This is a genomic window from Melittangium boletus DSM 14713 (assembly GCF_002305855.1).
Taxonomy (GTDB): Bacteria; Myxococcota; Myxococcia; order Myxococcales; family Myxococcaceae; genus Cystobacter; species Cystobacter boletus.
Genome location: NZ_CP022163.1, coordinates 7425433 through 7443476 on the forward strand (window position 1 = coordinate 7425433; position 18044 = coordinate 7443476).

Consider the following 18044-nt stretch of genomic DNA (forward strand, 5'->3'; position numbering starts at 1 on the left):
CGCGCACGTGGCTCCGCGCCTGGCTGGCCTTCTCGGCTATCGATCGCCCGTCCAGATGTTCCCGCCGCCGTCCTTGAACAAGAACGTCTCGGTGGAGACCGGGTCTTTCGAGAACAGGTTTCCGGAGTTGGCCCGGTGGCCGGTGATGCTCGAGTTCTTGAGGGTGATCGAACCCGTGGTGGCGATTTTCCCGCTGAACGGGCTGGGCGGGGCCTTGTGCGAGTCGTTGGCCACCATGCCAAACTCGCCTGATTGGTTCATGACAATATGGACGCCGTCGAACTCGGTGTCCTCGATTCGCTGCCCCTGCGTGGTCTGAACCAGGACCCCGTAATAGACGGGGTCGATGATATCGATGTCCTTCAAACGGATGCCCTGAAAGCGGATGGGGGAGGACGGCTCGGCCGGAGAGTACGGGTTGGCGGCGAACAACCAGACCGCGCCCCACTTTCGCCGCGTGGTTTCGTCTCCCTGCGCTCCGTCGTCGTCGTCCCACCACATGCGGCCTCCGCAGCGCTCGACCGTCATGTTCTGAAGGGTGGTGAGCCCGGAGAACTCGTGCTGGGGCGCGAACTCGTTATCCACGGTAATGCCCGGATAGCGCAGGGTGTCGTAGACCACCGAGTCCTTGATCACGTTGTCGTGGCCGCCGTAAACCGCGAAACCGGCTGCTCGCCAGATCAGGCCCGCGGTGCAGCGCTCAATGATGTTGCCCTGGTTGGGGCCCTCGGGCTGGTGAACCCAGGGCGTGTCTCCAATGGGCGCCTTGTCCCAGGTAATGGCGGACCACATGGCGAAGGCATCATCCCCGGTGTTTCGCGCCGTGCAGTTCACGATCCGCGAGTTGCTGGTTCCGTTGCACAAGTTGATGCCGTCCGCCAGGGTGTTGCGGAACCGGCAGTCCTGCCACAGCAGGTTGTTGCCGCCCTCGACCCAGCCACCCACGATCATCCGCTCGATCCACAGCCTCTTGAAGACCGCGTTGTTGTGCATGTAGCGGTCGAAGGCTCGCCCGATCCCGTCGTAGCTGTCCCACGGCCAGTTGCCGAGATCGGCCGCGTCCTTGTTGTAGCGAGCCGCCCGGTTGCGCCAGGTTCCAAAGATCGCGAAGTCCTGGAAGGTGATGTTGTCGCCGCTCAGACGGAACCCGAACTCGTAGTTGTAGCCAACCTCCTGCGGGGGAGGAGGCACGAACCGCGTGTACCACATGCCAGCGCCCTGGACGGTCAGACCGGCGGGAACGTAGACCTTGGGGAGCGCCGGGCTCACGTGCGACATCACGTAATCGCCAGGCGGCAGGAAGATGCCAGGTTTGCCGCCGTCCACGGCTTCCTGAAGGGCCCGCACCACCCCCGCTTGGGTGAATTCGCTCACGACGACGTAGCCCGCTGGAGCGGAGAGGGGCTCCGGCACGAGCTCGAGGTCCATGAAGTCGATGGTGACGGGGAGCTCCGCGGAGGCATCCGGCGAGATGATCTTCACCACATCGCCTGGGTGGATGGTCTCCCTGCCGTCGGTCGCCAGCAGCGCGTGCGCCTCGTCGTAGATGTGGTGCGCGGAGTTCCAAGGCAGCCGCAGGCCAAAATTCACGTCGCTGGTGCTCGGGTTCTGGGGGAGTTCGTCCACCTGCTGGCGCGGAAAGGCGTTGTGCGTCTCGGTGTTGTTCGGACCGGTGTAGAGCCAGGCGAAATCCGAGTTCACGGTGAGCGTGGCGACCTTCACGTCATTCACGTAGACATCCAGATGGGCCTCTTTCTGGTCCGGCACGCTGTAGCGCACCAGGACGGAGTTGGCCTTCACGCGGCTCGTCCACGCGACCGCGTCGGTGGGGCCATGCAGTGTCACTGCCTTGCGGCCCGATGCCTCGCCGGAGAGCGTGCCTTCCAGCCACGGGCCACGGGTGGTCTGCTCGAGCGTGGCACCACCGGAGGAAACGCCCGCCTCGGCCTCGTACTCGTCCCAGGGAACGGTGGCGCCCCGGGGGACGGGGGAGTCGCTGGGGTTGTCACCAGGTTTGTCGCTAGGGTTGTCGCCGCAAGCAGCGAGCAGAAAGCACGCGCAGAGCGACACGAGGCTCGAACGAATCATCGTTTGCTGGCTCCTCTTCGAGACGTGAAGTTTCAAAGTATAGGCATCCCCGCGGACGGATGGGCGCAGGTCGGAGGTGGCATTACCTTCCACCGGAATGACACCGGAGGGCGGGCATGTGGCGTAACAGGGCGGTCAAACGGGCGCGGGGCTGGTGCGCGAAAGGGTGAACACGCCTCCGTCCATGGCGGATGCTCACACCGGGGACATCCCTTTTCCCAATGGGAACCGTGCGAAGTGGGTCCGTGCTTCGCCCGGGGATGATCCTCACGCGCTCCTGCGCGCGCTCGACTCCCCCCCGTCGAAGGAACCGAGGAAAAAGAAAAAGGACCCTTCGTCGCCACGAGACGCGGGCGTGGTGCAACCCCCGCCGGAGGACGCGGGGACCGACCTGGGATGCGGGAACGATGGACGAGGACGGAGGACTCCGAGGACCGGAACCCAGGCTGGGTTCGGTCCCATGACTCCAGCCCCACTGCTTCCAAAGCGAGAAGCCCAGCAATCCCGAGAGGGTTGCTGGGCTTCTTCATGTCCGTTCTCTTCTCCTACTTACTTCAGGACCTCTCCGACGTTCACCAGACTGCCGCCCAGTGCGTTCATGTTGCGGTTACGGTCGGCACGATCCTGGCTGACCTCGCCGATGGTTCGCACGGTGATCGCCTTGCCGCGCACCGTGGCCTTGCGCTTCTTGTAGACGACGATGTTGAGCGAGTCGGTGTCGTGGGCCACCACGAAGATACCGTCCGTCTTCGGTGCTTTCTTCACCGCGTCCGCCGCCGCGGCGCGCACGAGTGGGTCGCTCACTACGCCGCCCTTGCCCGTGATGGAACCGATGAGCGCGCCCACGCCGTCCAGTGCGCCGCCATCCTCGGCGCCCCAGCAGATGAACAGCAACACGCACTCATAGCTCGCCTCTCCGGTGATCTCCGAGCCCCAGTCGAAGCCAACCTCCTGCGGGCGGTTCCACACGGAGGCGGGCTCCGAGCGGTTGGAGAGGCCCGAGTCCATGTAGGCACGGCCGCTGGTGGCACAGCCCGTGGTGATCGCGACGATGAATGCTGCAAGCACGCCCATCCGGAACATTCTTCACTCCAGGTACAGAGGTGAAAGTTGCGGACGCGCTCCTAGTGCGTTCCCAAGGAGGAGTCAAAGGACTCGAGACCCGCGCGTCCTATGGAACCGCCGGGCGGCGGGCGAACAGCGACACCAGATCCGTCTGGATGCCCACGAGCGCGAAGCCGAAGTTGGCCCAGTTGGACAGCTCTCGCCGCGTCACGTCCGCTCCGCCGCCGAGCCATCGCAGGCGCGCGTAGGCAGTCACGCCGCCCTGGGCGTCCAGCGGAAGGCCGAGCGTCAGTGCGAGATCGTAGATGCCGCCCGTGGTGTTCCCCACGAGCCCGAAGGTGGACAGGGCATCGGCCTCCAGGCCCGCCCAGACCCGCGAGGGCAGCGTGTAGCGCAGCCGCGTCTTCACCGCGCCCACCACGCCGATGTCGCTCTCCTGGGCCTGGCGCGTCCCGTCCACGCCACTCAGGCCCACCAGGGCATTGCGGATCTGCACGCTCGCGCCGATGTCCCAGCGGAAGCGCTCCCCGTCGACGAGCCGGTAGAGATAGCTGGCCCGGTAGCCGTCGAAGAGGTAGCGGTGGTCCACCACCGAGCCCGCGGGGAACACCGTGCCGCGAAAATCGATGTCCCGGGACAACGTGGCGCGCGTGGAGACCTCGAAGGGGGCGTACAGCAGGATGAGTCCATGGCGCTCGCCCAGCCGTGCCTCCAGGGATGCGCGCCAGGTCCGGTACAGCGTGGCGTCCTGATGGAAGTCCCCGGCCGAGTAGGGGGTCCCCGTGGGGCCATAGCGGCCATCGTTCTGGAAGATGGCGGCGGGTCCCGTTTCGTATTCGGCGAGAAGGCCTTGGAGCGGACTGTCGGCGAGGGCGGGGGAGGCGAGCAGGAGGGCGGCGAGCAGGAGGGAGCGCATGGTGGGCTCTCGGATGCGGAGGGCCTCACCGGGTTCCTCGGATTTCCACGATGCCAGGTCCGGCGAGGCGGTGTTGCTCGCGCCAGGCCCGGGGGGTCATTCCGTGGGTGCGCCGGAAGGTGCGGATGAAATGGGTGACGTCGGCGTAGCCCACCTGGCTGGCGATGCTCTCGATGCTGGCTCCCGTTTCCATCAGGCGCCGCCGGGCCTCGGCCATGCGATGCTCGCGCAGCCAGTCACCCACCGTCAGACCCGTCTCCCGGCGGACCGCGTTGGCCAGATGAGAGGGTGTGCACCCCACCGCCGCCGCGACGTCCTGGAGCGACAGGGGTTGCAAGCAGTGCGCCTCGATGAAGGCGAGCGCATCGTGCACGAGTCCGCCGATCATGGCCGGCGCCAGGGGCGCGTGCTCCTGCAACTCGCGCAGCAGCTCGGTGATGAACAAGACGAACCATGCGTGCGCGGCGTTCTCCATGCCCCACCGGGCGGCTCCCAGCTCGGCATCCAGCTCGGCCACCCGATGGAGGATCCGGCTCCATCGGGGCTGCTCGGGCCGCAGCCGGAGCAGTCCCCGGACAAAGAGGCTCCGCGTCGGAGCGGGCTTCGCTCCTCCTGTCTTTCCAGGCGGTTCTGGCAACCACTCTGGTCCAAGCGAGCGGAGCAGCAGGGGATCGAAGCACACGATCCACCCATCGAGGTTGCTCACATCGAGGGGCTGGTGCTCCACGCCCGCGGGGACGAGGTGGATGTCCCCCGCCTGGAGCTCGACCTGCTCCAAGTGTCTGCCTCGCCCCCTTCCCATCGTCAGCACGAAGACCATGAAGAAGGTCGAGATGAGCGGCCCGGGCGGAAGTTGGGGCTTGAGTTCTCGCATGCGAATGACACGCAAGGGCAGGTTCCCGGTCCCCAGCGCGTCGAGGGTGAGAACGTGGGGAGGTTGTTGACGAGCGCGGTGCATGAGAGAGGCCTGGGCCCGTGCACGAGGGCCTACCTCGTGCCTGGACAAAGGAGACCAGGATGTCATCAATCGCGTGGACCGGGTGATGGATCCGGGCCCCCGAGGATGGGTAGTCTTCCGGGGATGACCGCACTCGATGACTCGCAGGTGAGGCGCTTCGTGGAGGACGGCTTCCTCCGGCTCGATCAGGTCTTCCCCCGGGAGATCGCGCAGCAGGGCCGCGAGGTGTTGTGGCGGGACCTGGGCTGTGATCCGAATGATCCCGCCACCTGGACGAAGCCCGTCATCCGGCTCGGGGGGTACGCGCAGGAGCCCTTCCGGCGGGCGGTGAACATGCCCCTGTTGCATGCCGCCTTCGATCAACTCGTGGGCGAGGGGAACTGGAAACCAGGACAGGGTCTGGGCACTTTTCCCGTCCGATTTCCCAGCACGGAGGACCCGGGGGATGCCGGTTGGCACGCCGATGCGAGCTTCGCGGGAGAGGATGGTTCCTGGCGGCTGAACGTGACGTCGAAGGGGCGGGCCTTGTTGATGCTCTTCCTCTTCTCCGACGTGGGCGAGGACGATGCGCCGACCCGCATCCGGGTGGGCTCCCACCTGGACGTGCCTCGCGTGCTCGAGCCCGCCGGAGAGCAGGGCATGTCGTTCCTGGAACTGGCGGCGCACCTGGGACCGACGGAGGCACGGCCGCTGGCGTTCGCGACGGGCGCGGCGGGTACGGTCTATCTCTGCCACCCCTTCCTCATTCACGCCGCCCAGCCGCATCGCGGGCGCACGCCCCGCTTCTTGGCCCAGCCCCCGCTCTACCCGGCGCGTCCGTACCAGCTCCACCGCGACGATGGGCGCTACTCCCCGGTGGAGCAGGCGATCCGTCTGGGATTGGAGTTGGCCCGGTAGGACGCGTTAGGCCTACGCGTCCACTCAGAGCGCATGGCTGTCTGTCGGAGCGGAAGGCGCCGTGCGGGCCGCCTTCCGCTCGAAGCGCCTACTTCAACGAGTCCAGGTAGGGCCGGTGGCTGTTGGTGAACTCGAAGTTCGCGAACGCGTCCCAGTTCACCGACCAGGACATCAGGCCGCGGAAGCTCTTGTTGTTGGCCACGTTGCTGCGCACGGAGTAGCTGCTGATGGGAATGCCCTTCACCAGCGCGTTGACGGCCTTCTGCACCTCGGCGGGCGTCGTGTAGCCGCCGCCCGCGTTGCCGTTGGCGGGCAGGCCGATAACCACCTGATCCGGACGGAGCGCGGGGAAGACGTTGCTCGCGTTGCGCGCCACGGGGAAGCCCGTGAGCAGCATGTCCGTCATGGCCACGTGGAAGTCCGCGGTCCCCATGTTGTGGTACTGGTCGTCCAGACCCATGATGGGGCCCGAGTTGTAGTCCTGCACCTGCAGCCAGTTGAGGATGTCGCGCGTGGCGTAGAGCACGGGCAGGTACGCGCCGGCGCGGCTGTCACAGCCCGAGCAGCTGCCGCCGTAGAACGAGTAGCCGAGCTGCACGAAGAACGTCTCCGGCGCCATGGTGAGCATGAACTTCGTGCCGAAGGCATTGCGCAGGCTGCGGATGGCGGAGATGAGGTTGACCACCACGGGCGTCTTCGGGTTCTTGAAGTCCGAGTCCCCCGCGTTGAGCGACAGCGAGTGGCCCTCGAAGTCGATGTCCATGCCATCGAAGCCGTACGTCTCGATGATGGAGCGCATCGAGCTCACGAAGGCGTCGCGGGCGGCCGTGGTCTCCAGCCGCACCTGGCCGTTGGCGCCACCGATGGAGATGATCACCTTCTTGCCCAGGCCGTGCAGGTAGGCCACGTCCGCCTTGAAGTCCGCCACCGAGGTGCCGTAGGGCGTGAAGCCGATGGTGCCGCCGGTCGCGCCGCCGGTCGGCTCGGCGAAGGAGACGTTGATGACGTCCCACTTGGTCGACACGTTGCGCAGCCGGATGAAGCCCGAGCCGTTGTCGAAGTTGTGCCAGTAGCCCACGAGGATCTTGCTGGGCACGTCACTGGAGGGCGCCGTCGACGTCCGGGCGCTCACGGCGCTGCTCGCCGCGGAGCGGTTGCCCGCGCCATCCCTCGCCTTGACGGTGAAGGAGTACGCCGTGTCGGCCGCCAGGCCGGACACCGTCACGCTCGTGGCGCCGGTGGTGCTCGCCGCCACCGTCGAGGAGCCGTTGGTGAAGACCTCGTAGCCCGCCACGGCCACGTTGTCCGAGGAGGCGTTCCACGCGAGCGACACGCTGCTGCTCGTCACGCCCGTGCTGCGCGGACTCGCCGGCACCGAGGGCGCCTGCGTGTCGTTGCTCTGCGGGTTGGTGGTGGTGCTGAACGCGGAGCTCGCCGCGGAGCGGTTGCCCGCCGCGTCCCGCGCCTTCACCGTGAACGTGTAGTTCGTGTTGGCCTGCAGGCCGGACACCGTCACGCTCGTGGCGCCGGTGGTGCTCGCCGCCACCGTCGAGGAGCCGTTGGTGAAGACCTCGTAGCCCGTCACGGCCACGTTGTCCGTGGAGGCGTTCCACGCGAGCGACACGCTGTTGCTCGTCTTGCTCGGGGAGTTGACGCCCGTGGGCGCGGAGGGGGGCTGCACGTCCGTGGGGGGCGGCTCGACGATTCCCCCTTCCTGCCACAGCGCGGCGACGTTGGGCGGCTCCCAGCCCACCAGGGACGTGTGTGCCTGACGGCAGGAGTACGCCTTGCTGGAGTAGGTCACGACATCGCTCACGGCGTACTGGGTATTCGGGGCCCAGGCGCCGCGATTCGCGGCCTCGGCCAGGGCGGGCATCAGCCCCAGCAGCAGGACGGCGATGGCCAACAAAAACCCTGATCGGGGTGCTGCTTTTCGGGGGGAGACGAACATGCCCATGCTCCTCGGAGTGAATTCGGGGAGAGGCTCGCGCCCATTTTTTCGGGTTAATCCCCGGAGACGGCTCTACCGGGCGTTGGGCAGGGTCTCGAAGGGCCAGGGCCGTTGTTCGGCCGGAGCCTTCGGGGCGAGCCACCGGTCCGCCAGCCGTTGCGCGATCCGCCAGGGCTCGCCCCCCGCGCGGTTCGTCAGGACGATGACCGTGAGCCGCTGCTCCGGGTACTTCACGAGGGCGTTGGTGAAGCCACACGTTTCGCCGTGGTGGGACAGGCGAGGGCGTCCCTCGTCCTCGTCCACGAACCAGCCGAAGCCATAGGGGGAGCGGGTGCCATCGGGCAGGGGGGGCGCGGTCCAGGCGAGGCGTTGGGTGTCGGCGCCCACCAGGGTGTGGGCGTCCAGGGCTCGGTCCCAGGCCACCAGCTCGGCCACGGACGAGTAGATGCCACCGTCTCCCAGCACGGCGCTGGTGGGGCTCTGGTCGCGGGGGCGGAAGCCGTCCGCTCCGGCCACGTACCCGTAGGCGCGCCGGGCCACCGTGGAGCGGCCTTCCTCGTGCGCCACCGTGGCGCGCATCCCGAGCGGTGCGAAGACGCGCTCGTGCAGGAAGCGGGCGAAGGGCATGCCGCTCACCTGTTCCACCACGAGCGACAGCACCGCGTAGCCCGAGTTGCTGTAGCGCACCGCCGTCCCGGGCGGGAAGTACGTGCCCTGGGCGCGCGCGAGCAGCCCGAGCACATCCCGATCCTTCACCTGTTCGGTCTGGGTGTCCGGGACGAAGGCCTCGTAGTCCCAGATGCCCGAGGTGTGCTGGAGCAGATGCCGGATGCGGACCTCGCCCAGGGTGGGTGGGAAGCCCGGGAGCACGTCCACCACGCGGTCGTCGTCATGGAGCCGGCCTTCCTCGATCAGCAGCAGGATGGCCATGGCGGTGAACTGTTTGCTGAGCGAGGCGAGCCGGTACTGCGTCTCCGGCATGGCGGGCGTGCGCGAGGGCAGGTCCGCGAGGCCCGAGGCGTGCTCGAACACGACACGCCCCTCGTGAATCACGATGGCGCTGGCCCCGGGTGCCTCCGGGTTCTCGTAGTCGGAGAGGAGTTCGCGGGCGGAGGAGCCGGCCGCGCAGCCCGCGTTCATGGTGGCGAGGATGAGGACACGAAGGGAGAGCGAAAGGGCACGTGGGGTCATGGGTCAAAACAAGACAGTTGAATTAGGTGTCTACTGGGGGTGGAGAATGTTCACGCCGAGACAGGTAAAACAGACGTTGAGGAAAAGCCGGTTGATCTGCTTGTCGAGATAATCGTCTTCTACCTCGCGCTGGACCGCTCAACCTGAAAGGACCCCCCATGAAGCGTTTGTTGACCGTTGCTCTCCTTTGTGGTGCCGCCACTGCGTTCGCCGCCGACAAGCCCGCGCCGAAGACCGCGCCGAAGGCTGAACCCAAGGCCGAGACGAAGACCATGCCCGCGGAAGCGAAGGACTTGAAGGTCGAGGAGCCGGATCAGAAGGATCCGAAGAACAAGGAAGTGGATACGAAGGCGCAGGGGGAGGTGAAGAAGGATTCGTTCTGAGACGTGCCCCTGGGATTTGAACCCATCACAAGGAGAACCCTCATGAAGAAATACGCGGGAATTGTTTTTGTCGGTATGTGCATGCTCCAGGGAACCGCGAGCGGCCAGGACTGCATCAAGACCTTCAACCAGGGAGCTGCCACGGTCGCTCTGGGTCTCTATGAGCAGTCGTGCCCGACCCTGAGCTTCAGCTCGGGCGTCATCAGCAAGGATGTCAAATACAACTGCTGTGGAGCTTCCGCCACGATCCGCGTCAATGGCGCTGACTGGAACAAGCTTCTCAGTGAAGGAAAGCTGGATGGTTTCAGGTATCAGAAGATCGAGAATTCCAACAATTCCTACACCCTGACCTACAGGAAGGTCGTGGGCAAGGAAGTCACGACCATCAACGGTGAGGACTTCTTCAAGTAGTCCGTGGCAGGGCGCTGGCGTGTTCTCTCTTCGGCCAGCGCTCATCGCCGCTCCAGCGTTCAGTCCCCTTTCTCTTGAAGACTTTGGACCGTGTCCTCCTACTATCTCCACGATCTTGCCCCTTTCCTCTTCCGTTACAATGACGGGCAGAGTGATGTCTTCGTCGCCCGTTGGGATGGGCTCGCGTATGTGGCGGGGTTCGCCCTCGCGCTCCTCCTGCTCAAGCGCTTCGCCGCGTGGGGCTACCTCCGGATCGCGCCGGGAGAGATCTTCGACTTCACCAGCATGGTGGCCCTCCTGGGGGTCCTGCTCGGGGGACGTCTGGGTTATCTGGTGCTATTCGATGGGGAGCGCTTCTCCGGGAACCTGGGCCTCCTCGTCCAGCTCAGTCAGGGCGGTGCGCTCTTCCACGGAGGCCTGCTCGGCGTGGCCGTGGTCACCGCGTTCCAGGCGCGGGAGAAGAAGGTCTCCTGGCTGCACCTCGGCGACAACCTGGTGACCGTGGCGCCGTTGGGCATCTGCCTCGGCCGGCTCGCCAGCTTCATGGACGGGGACCTGTTCGGACGTGTCACGCGGGTGCCTTGGGCCGTGCTCTTCCCCGCGGAGATCCATCTCCCGTCGTTCCAACCCGCCCAGGCCACCCGGCTCGCCGCGGAGCGCCTGCCGCTAGGCAGCTTCGACATCATGCAGGTGGCTCATGCCACGCCTCGGGTCATGGACGAGCTGCTGCTCATCCTCAACCCGCGCCACCCGTCGCAGCTCTACGCGGCCGCCCTCGAGGGGCTGCTGCTCTTCGTCATCCTCTATACCGTGCGCACCCGGGCTCGGCAGCCACCGGAGGGTCTGCTCTGTGGCCTCTTCTTCTTCCTTCACTCCGTGTTCCACATCGGCGTGGGCTTCTTTCGAGAGCCCCGCGCGGAGGACCCGATGTGGCTGGGTCTCGCCCAGGGCCAGCTCCTCTCGCTGCCCCTGCTGCTCGTGGGACTGGGGCTGATCCGGTGGAGTCTCTCCCGCCGCGCCACCCCGGCCGTGCTCCGGGGCCCAGCGGTCGTGGGCGAGTGAGGTTCCGCTCTACCGGCCCAGCTCGGTGCGCAGCTGCTGGATGGCGGCGAGCAGGGGCGGCGGGTGCAGGTTGCTCGGCACTTCCACCGCGAAGCGCTCGAAGGCGTCCAGCGCCTTGGCCTTGTCTCCCTGCTTCATGGCCAGGGCGCCCATGAACAGCAGCCCTTCCTGCGCGTCCGGGTACGTGTCCGCGAGCCGGGTCAGCTCCCGCTCCGCGCCGGCCTCGTCGCCGCGCACGGCCTTGAGCACGCTCTGGTGCACGCGCAATTCCACGTGGAAGGGGTCCACCGCGAGGCCCCTGAGGGTGACGCGCTCGGCCTCCTCGTACATCTGCCGCCGGATGAGCTCGTGGCTCAGGAGCGATGCGGCCTCCAGATCCCCCGGGTTGTCGCGCAGCCGCTGCATGGTCTGCTCCAGCTCCGAATCCGCGGAGGGGGCCTGGGGCTGTCCGCTCGCGGCCATGCCCGGGGGCGTGCGGCCCGTGGCGGCCTCGTTCTCGCCGCGCTCGTGCTGCTCGGACACCAGGGTGTAGCCCAGCACGCCGAAGAACAGCACGATGCCGCCGCCCCACAGCGCGCCCTTGATTTGCGGCGACAGGAAGCCCGTGGGCGCCGTCTGGGGCGCCGGGGCCGGGGCGCCCTTGTCCTTCTTGAGGTGCTCGTCCCGAGCGCGCAGCGCCGTCGCGGCCTCCAGCTCCAGCCGGCTCCGCTCCGCCTCGTAGCGCTCGGGGGACAGGGTGTGCTTCTCCGCCGCCAGTTCCTTGAGCTGCTCGATGAGCGACTGGTAGCGCCGCTCCAGGTCCTCGAGCGCGCCCGAGCGGGGAGTGGCCTCGGCGCCCTTGCGCCGCTGGGTGAGGAGGAAGAGGGCCGCGGCGACGAAGCCCACGGCGAGCACGATGAGGCCGGGCGTCCAGTTGGTCGAAGGGTTCATTGATCCAGCTCCCGGCGCACGGCCGCGAGGTAGGGGTCCACGGGTTCGGTGGAAGAGGTGGCCGGGGCCGAGGGGGTGGACGCCGCCGGCGGGGGCGGGGTCACGGGCGGCCGACGCACCTGGCGGAAGATGACGAAGGCGCCGCCGAGCAGCAGGGCCACGGGCCCCAGCCACACGAGCAGGTTGAAGCCATCGGCGTTGGGTTGCAGGAGCACCCACTCGCCGTAGCGGGCCACGAAGTAGTCGCGCACTTCCTGGTCCGTCTTGCCCTCGGTCACCAGCTCGCGAATCTTGTCGAGCTGGGCGCGCGCCATGGAGGAGGGGCTGTCGGCGACGGACAGGCCCTGGCACACCGCGCAGCGCAGCTCCTTGCCGAGCACTTGCACGCGGGCCTCCAGGGGAGGCGCGAGGGGTTCACTTCCGGCCTGCTGGGGCGCGTACTGGCCCGCGGCGAGAAAGAGGGTGAGCGAGAGGAGGGCGGCGGTCATGGCGGGTCCGGGGGACCCGTCTACCTATCGTCCCGGACCGGGTGTTGCCCAGTGGAAACCCGGGGAGGGCGCGGGCGCCGCCCGTCCGCTGGCTCACGGGGGAGGCAGGGTGGGGGCGGAGCGGCCCTGGCGCAGCTGCCGCAGCCGCAGCAGGCCCGTGGCCATCAGGCTCAGCAGGCGGAACTCGGCGGGCTCCAGCCGCTTCACGGTGCGCACCAGGCGGCGGATCTCCGCGGGCTCCTCCGTGGGCCGGGCCGGGGGCTCCTTGGCCCAGAAGTTCTCCTGGGCGGGTGTCAGGCCCAGCAGCACGTCCGAGGGGATGCGGAGGATTTCGCACAGCCGCCGAAGGGTGGGGACGCTGGGCAGCATGCCGCCGCGCTCCAGGCGCCCATACACCTCGGTGGCCAGGCCCACCCTCTCGGCGACGTCTTCCTGGGTGAGATTGGCGCGGACCCGGGCCGCCCGGGCCGCGGTGCCGATGGTCGTTGCCAGTCCTCGTGGGAGAGCCATGCCGTACGGTCCTGGGTGAGTCGGTGAAAAACGAGGGGCCCGGAACATCCGGGGCTATATGACTTCTAGGATAACTGGAAAAGGGGTGACTTCAAGAGTCATCTGTGAGCATGACCCGACTTTCGGAGTGGGGGGCTGAACGTCCCGATTCCAGCGGCTTCTCATGGATCTTGGTCGTTCGTGTCGCACATGTTTACCTTTCGAGTCTGTTTTCGGATACCCCCAAGGAGCAATTCACATGTCGAGTCGGCCGAATCCGGATCCCCCCCTCAAGGGCGCCCCCACCGTGGTGCTGGAGGCGGGTCTGGCGAGTTACGAGTTCGTGCGCCCCCTGGGACAGGGCCATCACGGCGAGTTGCTGCTCACGCGTCAGCGCTACCAGGGCGGCGTGGGGGGGCTGACGGTGCTCAAGCGGCTCAACCGCGTGGTGCGGCAGGAGGACTACCAACGGTTGGTGGAGGAGGCCCGCCTGGGGGGGCAGTTGCGCCATCCCAACATCGTCTCCGTGCAGATGCTGGGGGGAGACGCGGCCGAGCCGTTGCTCTTGATGGAGTACATCGAGGGGCAGCCGCTCGGAGACGTGATGCGCCGGGCGGAGCGCTCGGGGCGGGGATTCTCCGAGGCCCTGGCCTGCCATGTGACGGCCGAGGTGGCTGACGCGCTGCATTATGCCCACGCGCTCCATGACGAGAAGGGCCGCCACCTGGGGATCGTCCACCGGGACGTGACACCCCAGGGGATTCTCGTGGGCCGGTGGGGCGAGGTGAAGCTGATGGACTTCGGCGCGGCCTGGTCCCGGCTGGAGGGCCGCATCTCCACCGAGGGGGACACCGACCTGGGGAACGTGGCCTACAGCTCACCGGAGCGCGCCCAGCTCGAGCAGCTCGATGGCCGCTCGGATCTCTTCTCCCTGGGGCTCGTCTTCCTGCAGCTGCTCACCGGCCGGCACCTCTTGGACGCCGCCGCCCGCCACGAGGCGGAGCTCCTCGGCCGCCAGCTCCGGGTCCGGGGGGATTCGGGCCGGCCGGAGCTGGAGGAGCTGAGCGCGGTGCGCACCGCGGAGTTGCTCAAGCGCATGCGGGAGCTCACCTCGGAGCAGGTGGAGGAGGGGCTGGGGGAGGCGCCCGAGCCCCTCCGGCCCATCCTGCGCAAGCTGCTCGCCCCCCGGCGGGAGGATCGCTACGCCACGGGCGCGGAGCTGGCCGAGGCCCTGCGCGAGCACCTGTGGCTCACGCGCCAGCGCTACGGGCACGCGGCGCTGGTCTCCGAGGTGGCCACCCTGACCGAGTCCGTCCTGGAGGATCTGGAGGAGCCGGCGGACCCCTCGAGGCGGGGCAGGGGGGGCAAGGGCCGCCGGGGAGGGCCGAGCAAGGGAGCCTGAGCCCCTTGGCCCGGGGGCACGGGCCGTGCTAGGTCGCCGCCTTCCTCTTTGCGCAGCCTCAAGGAGTCGGGAAGATGGCACGCCGTCACATCCGCGTCGTCGGCGCGATGTTGCACAACGCCGAGGGCCGTTACCTCATCACCCAGCGTCCCCCCAAGGCGACCCTGCCACTCTTGTGGGAGTTTCCCGGGGGCCGCGTGGAGGAGGGCGAGGGCGATGAGCAGGCGCTCGCCCGGGAGATCCGCGAGGAGATGGGCGTGGAGGTGGAGGTGCTGGAGCAGGCCCTGCACACCCAGCACGAGTACCCCTCCTATGACATCGACTTCCGGGTGTATCGCTGTCGGCTCGTCAGCCCCGAGTCGGACATCCATCACCTGCGCGTGCATGATCACCGCTGGGTGTCGCTGGACGAGATGGCGGATTACCGCTTCCCGGACGCCGACGCCAAGACGCTGGCCAAGCTGCTGGATCTGGAAGGCTGACGTGCTCCGGGGGTTCGCCGGAGTCCTGGCGGCCGCGCTGCTCTGCGCCTGTCCGGCGAAGAAGTCCGCCACTCCGGACGCGGCCCGCGCGGAAGCCTCGTCGCGCTATGCCCCGGCCGAGTCCGTTCCGGGCTGCCGGCTCTACGGCGAGCCGCGCGCGGTGGGCGCGGTGCCCCTGGTGCTGGCCGAGATGTCCGGCCTGGCCGCCAGCCTCCAGCACCCCGGGGTGCTGTGGTCGCACAATGACTCGGGCAACGCCCTGGAGGTGTTCGCCCTCGATGCGTCCGGCAAGGTGCTCGCCACGCTGACGCTCACCGGTGCGTCCACCGCGGGGGCGGACCTGGAGGACATCGCCGTGGGCCCCTGCGAGCCCGGGCAGTCGCGCGCGTGTCTGTTCCTCGCCGACACCGGCGACAACTTCGAGCGTCAACCGCAGGCGCGCATCCTCCGGTTGCCCGAGCCGGAGCGGGTGGAGGACGCCACGCTCCCCGTGGAGACGCTGCCCTTCGCCTGGCCGGACCGGCCGCACGACTGCGAGTCCCTCGTCGTCGAGCCGGGCTCGGGCCGGCTGGCCGTCGTCACCAAGGAGCGCGACTCGCTGGGCGACGTCTTCGCGCTGCCGGGGCTCGCGGCGGGCACGGTGGCCCAGGCCGTCCGTCTGGGGACTCTGCGGGCTCCGGGCAACGCGGACTTCCTCACCACCGCGGCGGCGCTCCATCCCTCGGGGCAGCGGTTGCTGCTGCGCACCTATACCCGCGTCTGGGAGCTTCGCCGCCCGGGGGCCACGCGTCTGGAGGAGTTGCTGGAGGGGCAGCTCGCCGAGGTCCCCGGCCCGAGCCAGGCCCAGTCCGAGGCCATCGCCTACCTGCCCGAGGACGGACGTCCGGACGAGAGTCGCGCCTACCTGCTCGGCTCCGAGTTCGCCGGACAACGGATGTACCGGGTCGATTGCCGCTGAGCCGGAGTGTCCTGCCGCCGACAGTGTCCAACACCGGGCATTGCTTTCGACCGAAGGGACAAGAGGTGGGGCCGCGATCTCCTCATTACCTGGAGGTGCTTCGCATCCCGGGTTGACCACTGGGCGGCTGTGGCCATCTTTGACCCACACCAAGTCTTACCACGTACCACCCGGGTGCGTGACCAGGGGGAGGGGGAGTGTGCCGACGATGAAGCCTCAGAACACGCCGCCGTCGGGGGAAGGCCCTCGCGCGAAGAAGCAGGACAAGACGCCACCACCTCCGGCCAAGGGGTTCCGGTTCGGTTCTCCCCTGGCCTACATCTTTCTGCTCGTGCTGGGCTTCATTCTCTTCCGCAACGTCTTCCAGGACGCGGGCGTCCAGCGTGTGAGCTACAGCCGCTTCCGTGACGCGGTCACGGAGGGCCGCTTCAACCGCGTCCAGGTCGCCCCCGATTGGGTGAAGGGCTACCTCAAGGAAGGCTCGGCGCCCGCGCAGGGCACCGACGGCCCCCCCAGCACGGGGACGGGTGCGGCGGGGCCGCTGCGCAGCGAGCCTGGGGCCCTGCCGTGGATGGCCTACCGCGTCCAGGGGGACACGGACCTCGTTCCGCTGCTCGAGCAGGAGGGCGTGCAGTACGAGGCGGTGCCTCAGTCCAACTTCTCCGACGTGCTGTGGATCTGGCTGGTGCCGCTCGCCCTGGCCTTCGTCTTCTGGAGCTTCATGATGCGGCGCATGGCCGGGGGCATCGGCCAGGGGCCTCAGAGCGTCATGAGCTTTGGCAAGACGCGCGCCAAGGTGCAGGCGGAGGCCGACACGGGCGTGGGCTTCAAGGACGTGGCCGGTGTGGACGAGGCCGTGGACGAGCTGCGCGAGATCGTCGAGTTCCTCAAGACGCCGGAGAAGTTCCGCCGCCTGGGTGGGCGCATTCCCAAGGGCGTGCTCCTGGTGGGTCCGCCGGGCACGGGCAAGACGCTGCTCGCGCGGGCGGTGGCGGGCGAGGCGGGGGTGCCCTTCTTCAGCCTGTCCGGCTCGGAGTTCGTGGAGATGTTCGTCGGCGTGGGCGCCGCCCGGGTGCGCGACCTGTTCGCCCAGGCCACCGCCAAGGCGCCGTGCATCATCTTCATCGACGAGCTGGATGCCATCGGCAAGAGCCGCAACGCGGGCGTGGCCGGCGGCCATGACGAGCGCGAGCAGACGCTCAACCAGCTGCTCGCGGAGATGGACGGCTTCGACAGCCGCGCGGGCCTCATCATCATCGCGGCCACCAACCGTCCGGAAATCCTCGACAGCGCGCTCATGCGTCCGGGCCGCTTCGACCGGCAGGTGCTGGTGGACCGTCCGGACAAGCGGGGCCGCGAGCGGGTGCTCGAAATCCACTCCAAGGGCGTGAAGCTGGGGCCGGACGTGGACATCAAGTCCATCGCCGCGCGCACGCCGGGCTTCGCCGGCGCGGACCTGGCCAACGTGGTGAACGAGGCGGCCCTGCTCGCCGCGCGCAAGAACCGCGACGCCGTGCTCAAGGCGGACTTCGAGGAGGCCATCGAGCGCGTGGTGGCGGGTCTGCAGAAGAAGAACCGCCGCATGAACGAGCGCGAGAAGGAGATCGTCGCGCACCACGAGGCGGGCCATACGGTGGTGGGCTGGATGTTGCCCAACGCGGAGCGGGTGACGAAGGTGTCCATCATCCCGCGCGGCCTGGCGGCGCTCGGCTACACCATGTCCCTGCCGCTCGAGGACCGCTACCTGATGTCCTTCGACGAGCTGCGCGACAAGATGGCCGCGATGATGGGCGGCCGGGCCGCCGAGGAGATCTTCGTGGGCGAGGTGTCCACGGGTGCCTCCAATGATCTCAAGCAGGCCACGGACGTCGCCAAGATGATGGTGCGCGACTACGGCATGAGCACCCTGGGCCCGGTGGCCCTGGGCGCGGACCAGGGGGCGGGCTTCCTGCGCTCCGCGGGCATGCCGGAGACGCGGACCTACTCCGAGCAGACGGCGCGCATGGTGGACGAGGAGATCCGCAAGATGGTGACCGAGGCGCTCGACCGGGCGCGCGCGGTCCTCACCCAGCACCGCGACAAGGTGGAAGCCCTCGCCGCGCGGCTGCTCGCCACCGAGGTGGTGGACGAGGACGACCTCAAGGTGCTGCTCGGGCCCAAGGCCACCTCCAGCCGCGGCTTGCTGCACCCCGAGGCCCGGCAGGTCATCTCCGCCCACCCGGTGAGCGAGGAGACGCCTCCTCCGGGCGCGCAGCACGCCACGGGCACGCTCCCGGACGCGTAGCCGGACGCGATGACGGAGTGTGGGCGGGTGCTTGCCCGCCCGCCCCCTGGCCGGACCTTCGCCCCTTCCTCGCCGCTCAGCCTGCGGTG

Annotated in this window: 17 protein-coding genes; 8 read left to right on the top strand and 9 right to left on the bottom strand. The window is 68.3% G+C overall.

What is annotated here, in order from left to right:
• Positions 1-36: 36 nt before the first annotated feature.
• The 4 genes from MEBOL_RS30870 to MEBOL_RS30885 all read right to left on the bottom strand — a co-directional run bounded on the left by MEBOL_RS30870 (position 37) and on the right by MEBOL_RS30885 (position 4958).
• Positions 37-2181 (bottom strand): secreted glycosyl hydrolase, encoded by a 2145-nt coding sequence (locus MEBOL_RS30870; RefSeq protein ID WP_245918983.1) that lies wholly within the window; start codon positions 2179-2181, stop codon positions 37-39.
• 456 nt (positions 2182-2637) lie between these two features.
• On the bottom strand, positions 2638-3162 hold the full coding sequence (locus MEBOL_RS30875) for a hypothetical protein (RefSeq protein ID WP_157823768.1): 525 nt from the start codon (positions 3160-3162) through the stop codon (positions 2638-2640).
• A 97-nt stretch (positions 3163-3259) separates the two neighbouring features.
• Positions 3260-4069, bottom strand: a complete 810-nt coding sequence (locus tag MEBOL_RS30880) for a hypothetical protein (RefSeq protein WP_095980800.1) — start codon at positions 4067-4069, stop codon at positions 3260-3262.
• Positions 4070-4094: 25 nt separating this feature from the next.
• Positions 4095-4958, bottom strand: a complete 864-nt coding sequence (locus tag MEBOL_RS30885; protein ID WP_170115620.1) for a helix-turn-helix transcriptional regulator — start codon at positions 4956-4958, stop codon at positions 4095-4097.
• A gap of 192 nt (positions 4959-5150) precedes the next feature.
• Here MEBOL_RS30885 and MEBOL_RS30890 point away from each other — a divergent pair, with 192 nt between their 5' ends.
• On the top strand, positions 5151-5924 hold the full coding sequence (locus tag MEBOL_RS30890; protein WP_095980802.1) for a phytanoyl-CoA dioxygenase family protein: 774 nt from the start codon (positions 5151-5153) through the stop codon (positions 5922-5924).
• Positions 5925-6012: 88 nt separating this feature from the next.
• Here MEBOL_RS30890 and MEBOL_RS30895 read toward each other — a convergent pair whose 3' ends face one another.
• Positions 6013-7875: a fibronectin type III domain-containing protein gene (locus MEBOL_RS30895; RefSeq protein WP_170115621.1), complete on the bottom strand. Its 1863-nt coding sequence runs from the start codon at positions 7873-7875 to the stop codon at positions 6013-6015.
• A gap of 72 nt (positions 7876-7947) precedes the next feature.
• The gene (locus tag MEBOL_RS30900; RefSeq protein ID WP_095980804.1) at positions 7948-9066 is read right to left on the bottom strand and encodes a serine hydrolase domain-containing protein; all 1119 of its coding nucleotides are present in this window, start codon (positions 9064-9066) and stop codon (positions 7948-7950) included.
• Positions 9067-9224: 158 nt separating this feature from the next.
• Here MEBOL_RS30900 and MEBOL_RS30905 point away from each other — a divergent pair, with 158 nt between their 5' ends.
• From MEBOL_RS30905 to lgt, 3 genes are all read left to right on the top strand, one after another.
• Entirely contained in the window at positions 9225-9449 is a 225-nt protein-coding gene (locus MEBOL_RS30905) for a hypothetical protein (RefSeq protein ID WP_095980805.1), read from the top strand.
• Between the two features lie 42 nt (positions 9450-9491).
• A complete protein-coding gene (locus MEBOL_RS30910; protein WP_095980806.1) occupies positions 9492-9860 on the top strand; it encodes a hypothetical protein in 369 nt (122 codons plus the stop codon).
• Positions 9861-9950: 90 nt separating this feature from the next.
• The gene (lgt, locus tag MEBOL_RS30915; RefSeq protein WP_095980807.1) at positions 9951-10922 is read left to right on the top strand and encodes a prolipoprotein diacylglyceryl transferase; all 972 of its coding nucleotides are present in this window, start codon (positions 9951-9953) and stop codon (positions 10920-10922) included.
• 9 nt (positions 10923-10931) lie between these two features.
• Here lgt and MEBOL_RS30920 read toward each other — a convergent pair whose 3' ends face one another.
• The 3 genes from MEBOL_RS30920 to MEBOL_RS30930 all read right to left on the bottom strand — a co-directional run bounded on the left by MEBOL_RS30920 (position 10932) and on the right by MEBOL_RS30930 (position 12850).
• Positions 10932-11852 carry a tetratricopeptide repeat protein gene (locus MEBOL_RS30920; protein ID WP_095980808.1) on the bottom strand — a complete coding sequence of 307 codons (921 nt, stop codon included), beginning with the start codon at positions 11850-11852 and terminating at the stop codon, positions 10932-10934.
• Complete coding sequence (locus tag MEBOL_RS30925) at positions 11849-12340, bottom strand: cytochrome c-type biogenesis protein (protein WP_095980809.1); 492 nt, start codon at positions 12338-12340, stop codon at positions 11849-11851. The genes MEBOL_RS30920 and MEBOL_RS30925 overlap by 4 nt, the downstream gene beginning before the upstream one ends.
• A gap of 93 nt (positions 12341-12433) precedes the next feature.
• Positions 12434-12850, bottom strand: a complete 417-nt coding sequence (locus tag MEBOL_RS30930) for a helix-turn-helix transcriptional regulator (RefSeq protein WP_095980810.1) — start codon at positions 12848-12850, stop codon at positions 12434-12436.
• A 238-nt stretch (positions 12851-13088) separates the two neighbouring features.
• Between MEBOL_RS30930 and MEBOL_RS30935 the strand changes: the two genes are divergently transcribed.
• The 4 genes from MEBOL_RS30935 (at position 13089) to ftsH (ending at position 17955) form a co-directional block, all read left to right on the top strand.
• A complete protein-coding gene (locus MEBOL_RS30935; RefSeq protein WP_157823770.1) occupies positions 13089-14231 on the top strand; it encodes a serine/threonine-protein kinase in 1143 nt (380 codons plus the stop codon).
• Positions 14232-14305: 74 nt separating this feature from the next.
• Positions 14306-14713 carry a (deoxy)nucleoside triphosphate pyrophosphohydrolase gene (locus MEBOL_RS30940; protein ID WP_095980812.1) on the top strand — a complete coding sequence of 136 codons (408 nt, stop codon included), beginning with the start codon at positions 14306-14308 and terminating at the stop codon, positions 14711-14713.
• 1 nt (position 14714) lies between these two features.
• Entirely contained in the window at positions 14715-15671 is a 957-nt protein-coding gene (locus MEBOL_RS30945; RefSeq protein ID WP_095980813.1) for an SdiA-regulated/phytase-like domain-containing protein, read from the top strand.
• 208 nt (positions 15672-15879) lie between these two features.
• Positions 15880-17955 carry an ATP-dependent zinc metalloprotease FtsH gene (gene ftsH, locus MEBOL_RS30950; protein WP_095980814.1) on the top strand — a complete coding sequence of 692 codons (2076 nt, stop codon included), beginning with the start codon at positions 15880-15882 and terminating at the stop codon, positions 17953-17955.
• Positions 17956-18044 lie beyond the last annotated feature (89 nt).

Excerpts from the sequence above, each read along its gene's own strand:
- MEBOL_RS30875 (WP_157823768.1), bottom strand. The coding sequence starts at position 3,162 with ATGGGCGTGCTTGCAGCATTCATCGTCGCGATCACCACGGGCTGTGCC.
- MEBOL_RS30880 (WP_095980800.1), bottom strand. The coding sequence starts at position 4,069 with ATGCGCTCCCTCCTGCTCGCCGCCCTCCTGCTCGCCTCCCCCGCCCTC.
- MEBOL_RS30890 (WP_095980802.1), top strand. The coding sequence starts at position 5,151 with ATGACCGCACTCGATGACTCGCAGGTGAGGCGCTTCGTGGAGGACGGC.
- MEBOL_RS30895 (WP_170115621.1), bottom strand. The coding sequence starts at position 7,875 with ATGTTCGTCTCCCCCCGAAAAGCAGCACCCCGATCAGGGTTTTTGTTG.
- MEBOL_RS30900 (WP_095980804.1), bottom strand. The coding sequence starts at position 9,066 with ATGACCCCACGTGCCCTTTCGCTCTCCCTTCGTGTCCTCATCCTCGCC.
- MEBOL_RS30905 (WP_095980805.1), top strand. The coding sequence starts at position 9,225 with ATGAAGCGTTTGTTGACCGTTGCTCTCCTTTGTGGTGCCGCCACTGCG.
- MEBOL_RS30910 (WP_095980806.1), top strand. The coding sequence starts at position 9,492 with ATGAAGAAATACGCGGGAATTGTTTTTGTCGGTATGTGCATGCTCCAG.
- MEBOL_RS30920 (WP_095980808.1), bottom strand. The coding sequence starts at position 11,852 with ATGAACCCTTCGACCAACTGGACGCCCGGCCTCATCGTGCTCGCCGTG.
- MEBOL_RS30925 (WP_095980809.1), bottom strand. The coding sequence starts at position 12,340 with ATGACCGCCGCCCTCCTCTCGCTCACCCTCTTTCTCGCCGCGGGCCAG.
- MEBOL_RS30930 (WP_095980810.1), bottom strand. The coding sequence starts at position 12,850 with ATGGCTCTCCCACGAGGACTGGCAACGACCATCGGCACCGCGGCCCGG.
- MEBOL_RS30935 (WP_157823770.1), top strand. The coding sequence starts at position 13,089 with ATGTCGAGTCGGCCGAATCCGGATCCCCCCCTCAAGGGCGCCCCCACC.
- MEBOL_RS30940 (WP_095980812.1), top strand. The coding sequence starts at position 14,306 with ATGGCACGCCGTCACATCCGCGTCGTCGGCGCGATGTTGCACAACGCC.
- ftsH (WP_095980814.1), top strand. The coding sequence starts at position 15,880 with ATGAAGCCTCAGAACACGCCGCCGTCGGGGGAAGGCCCTCGCGCGAAG.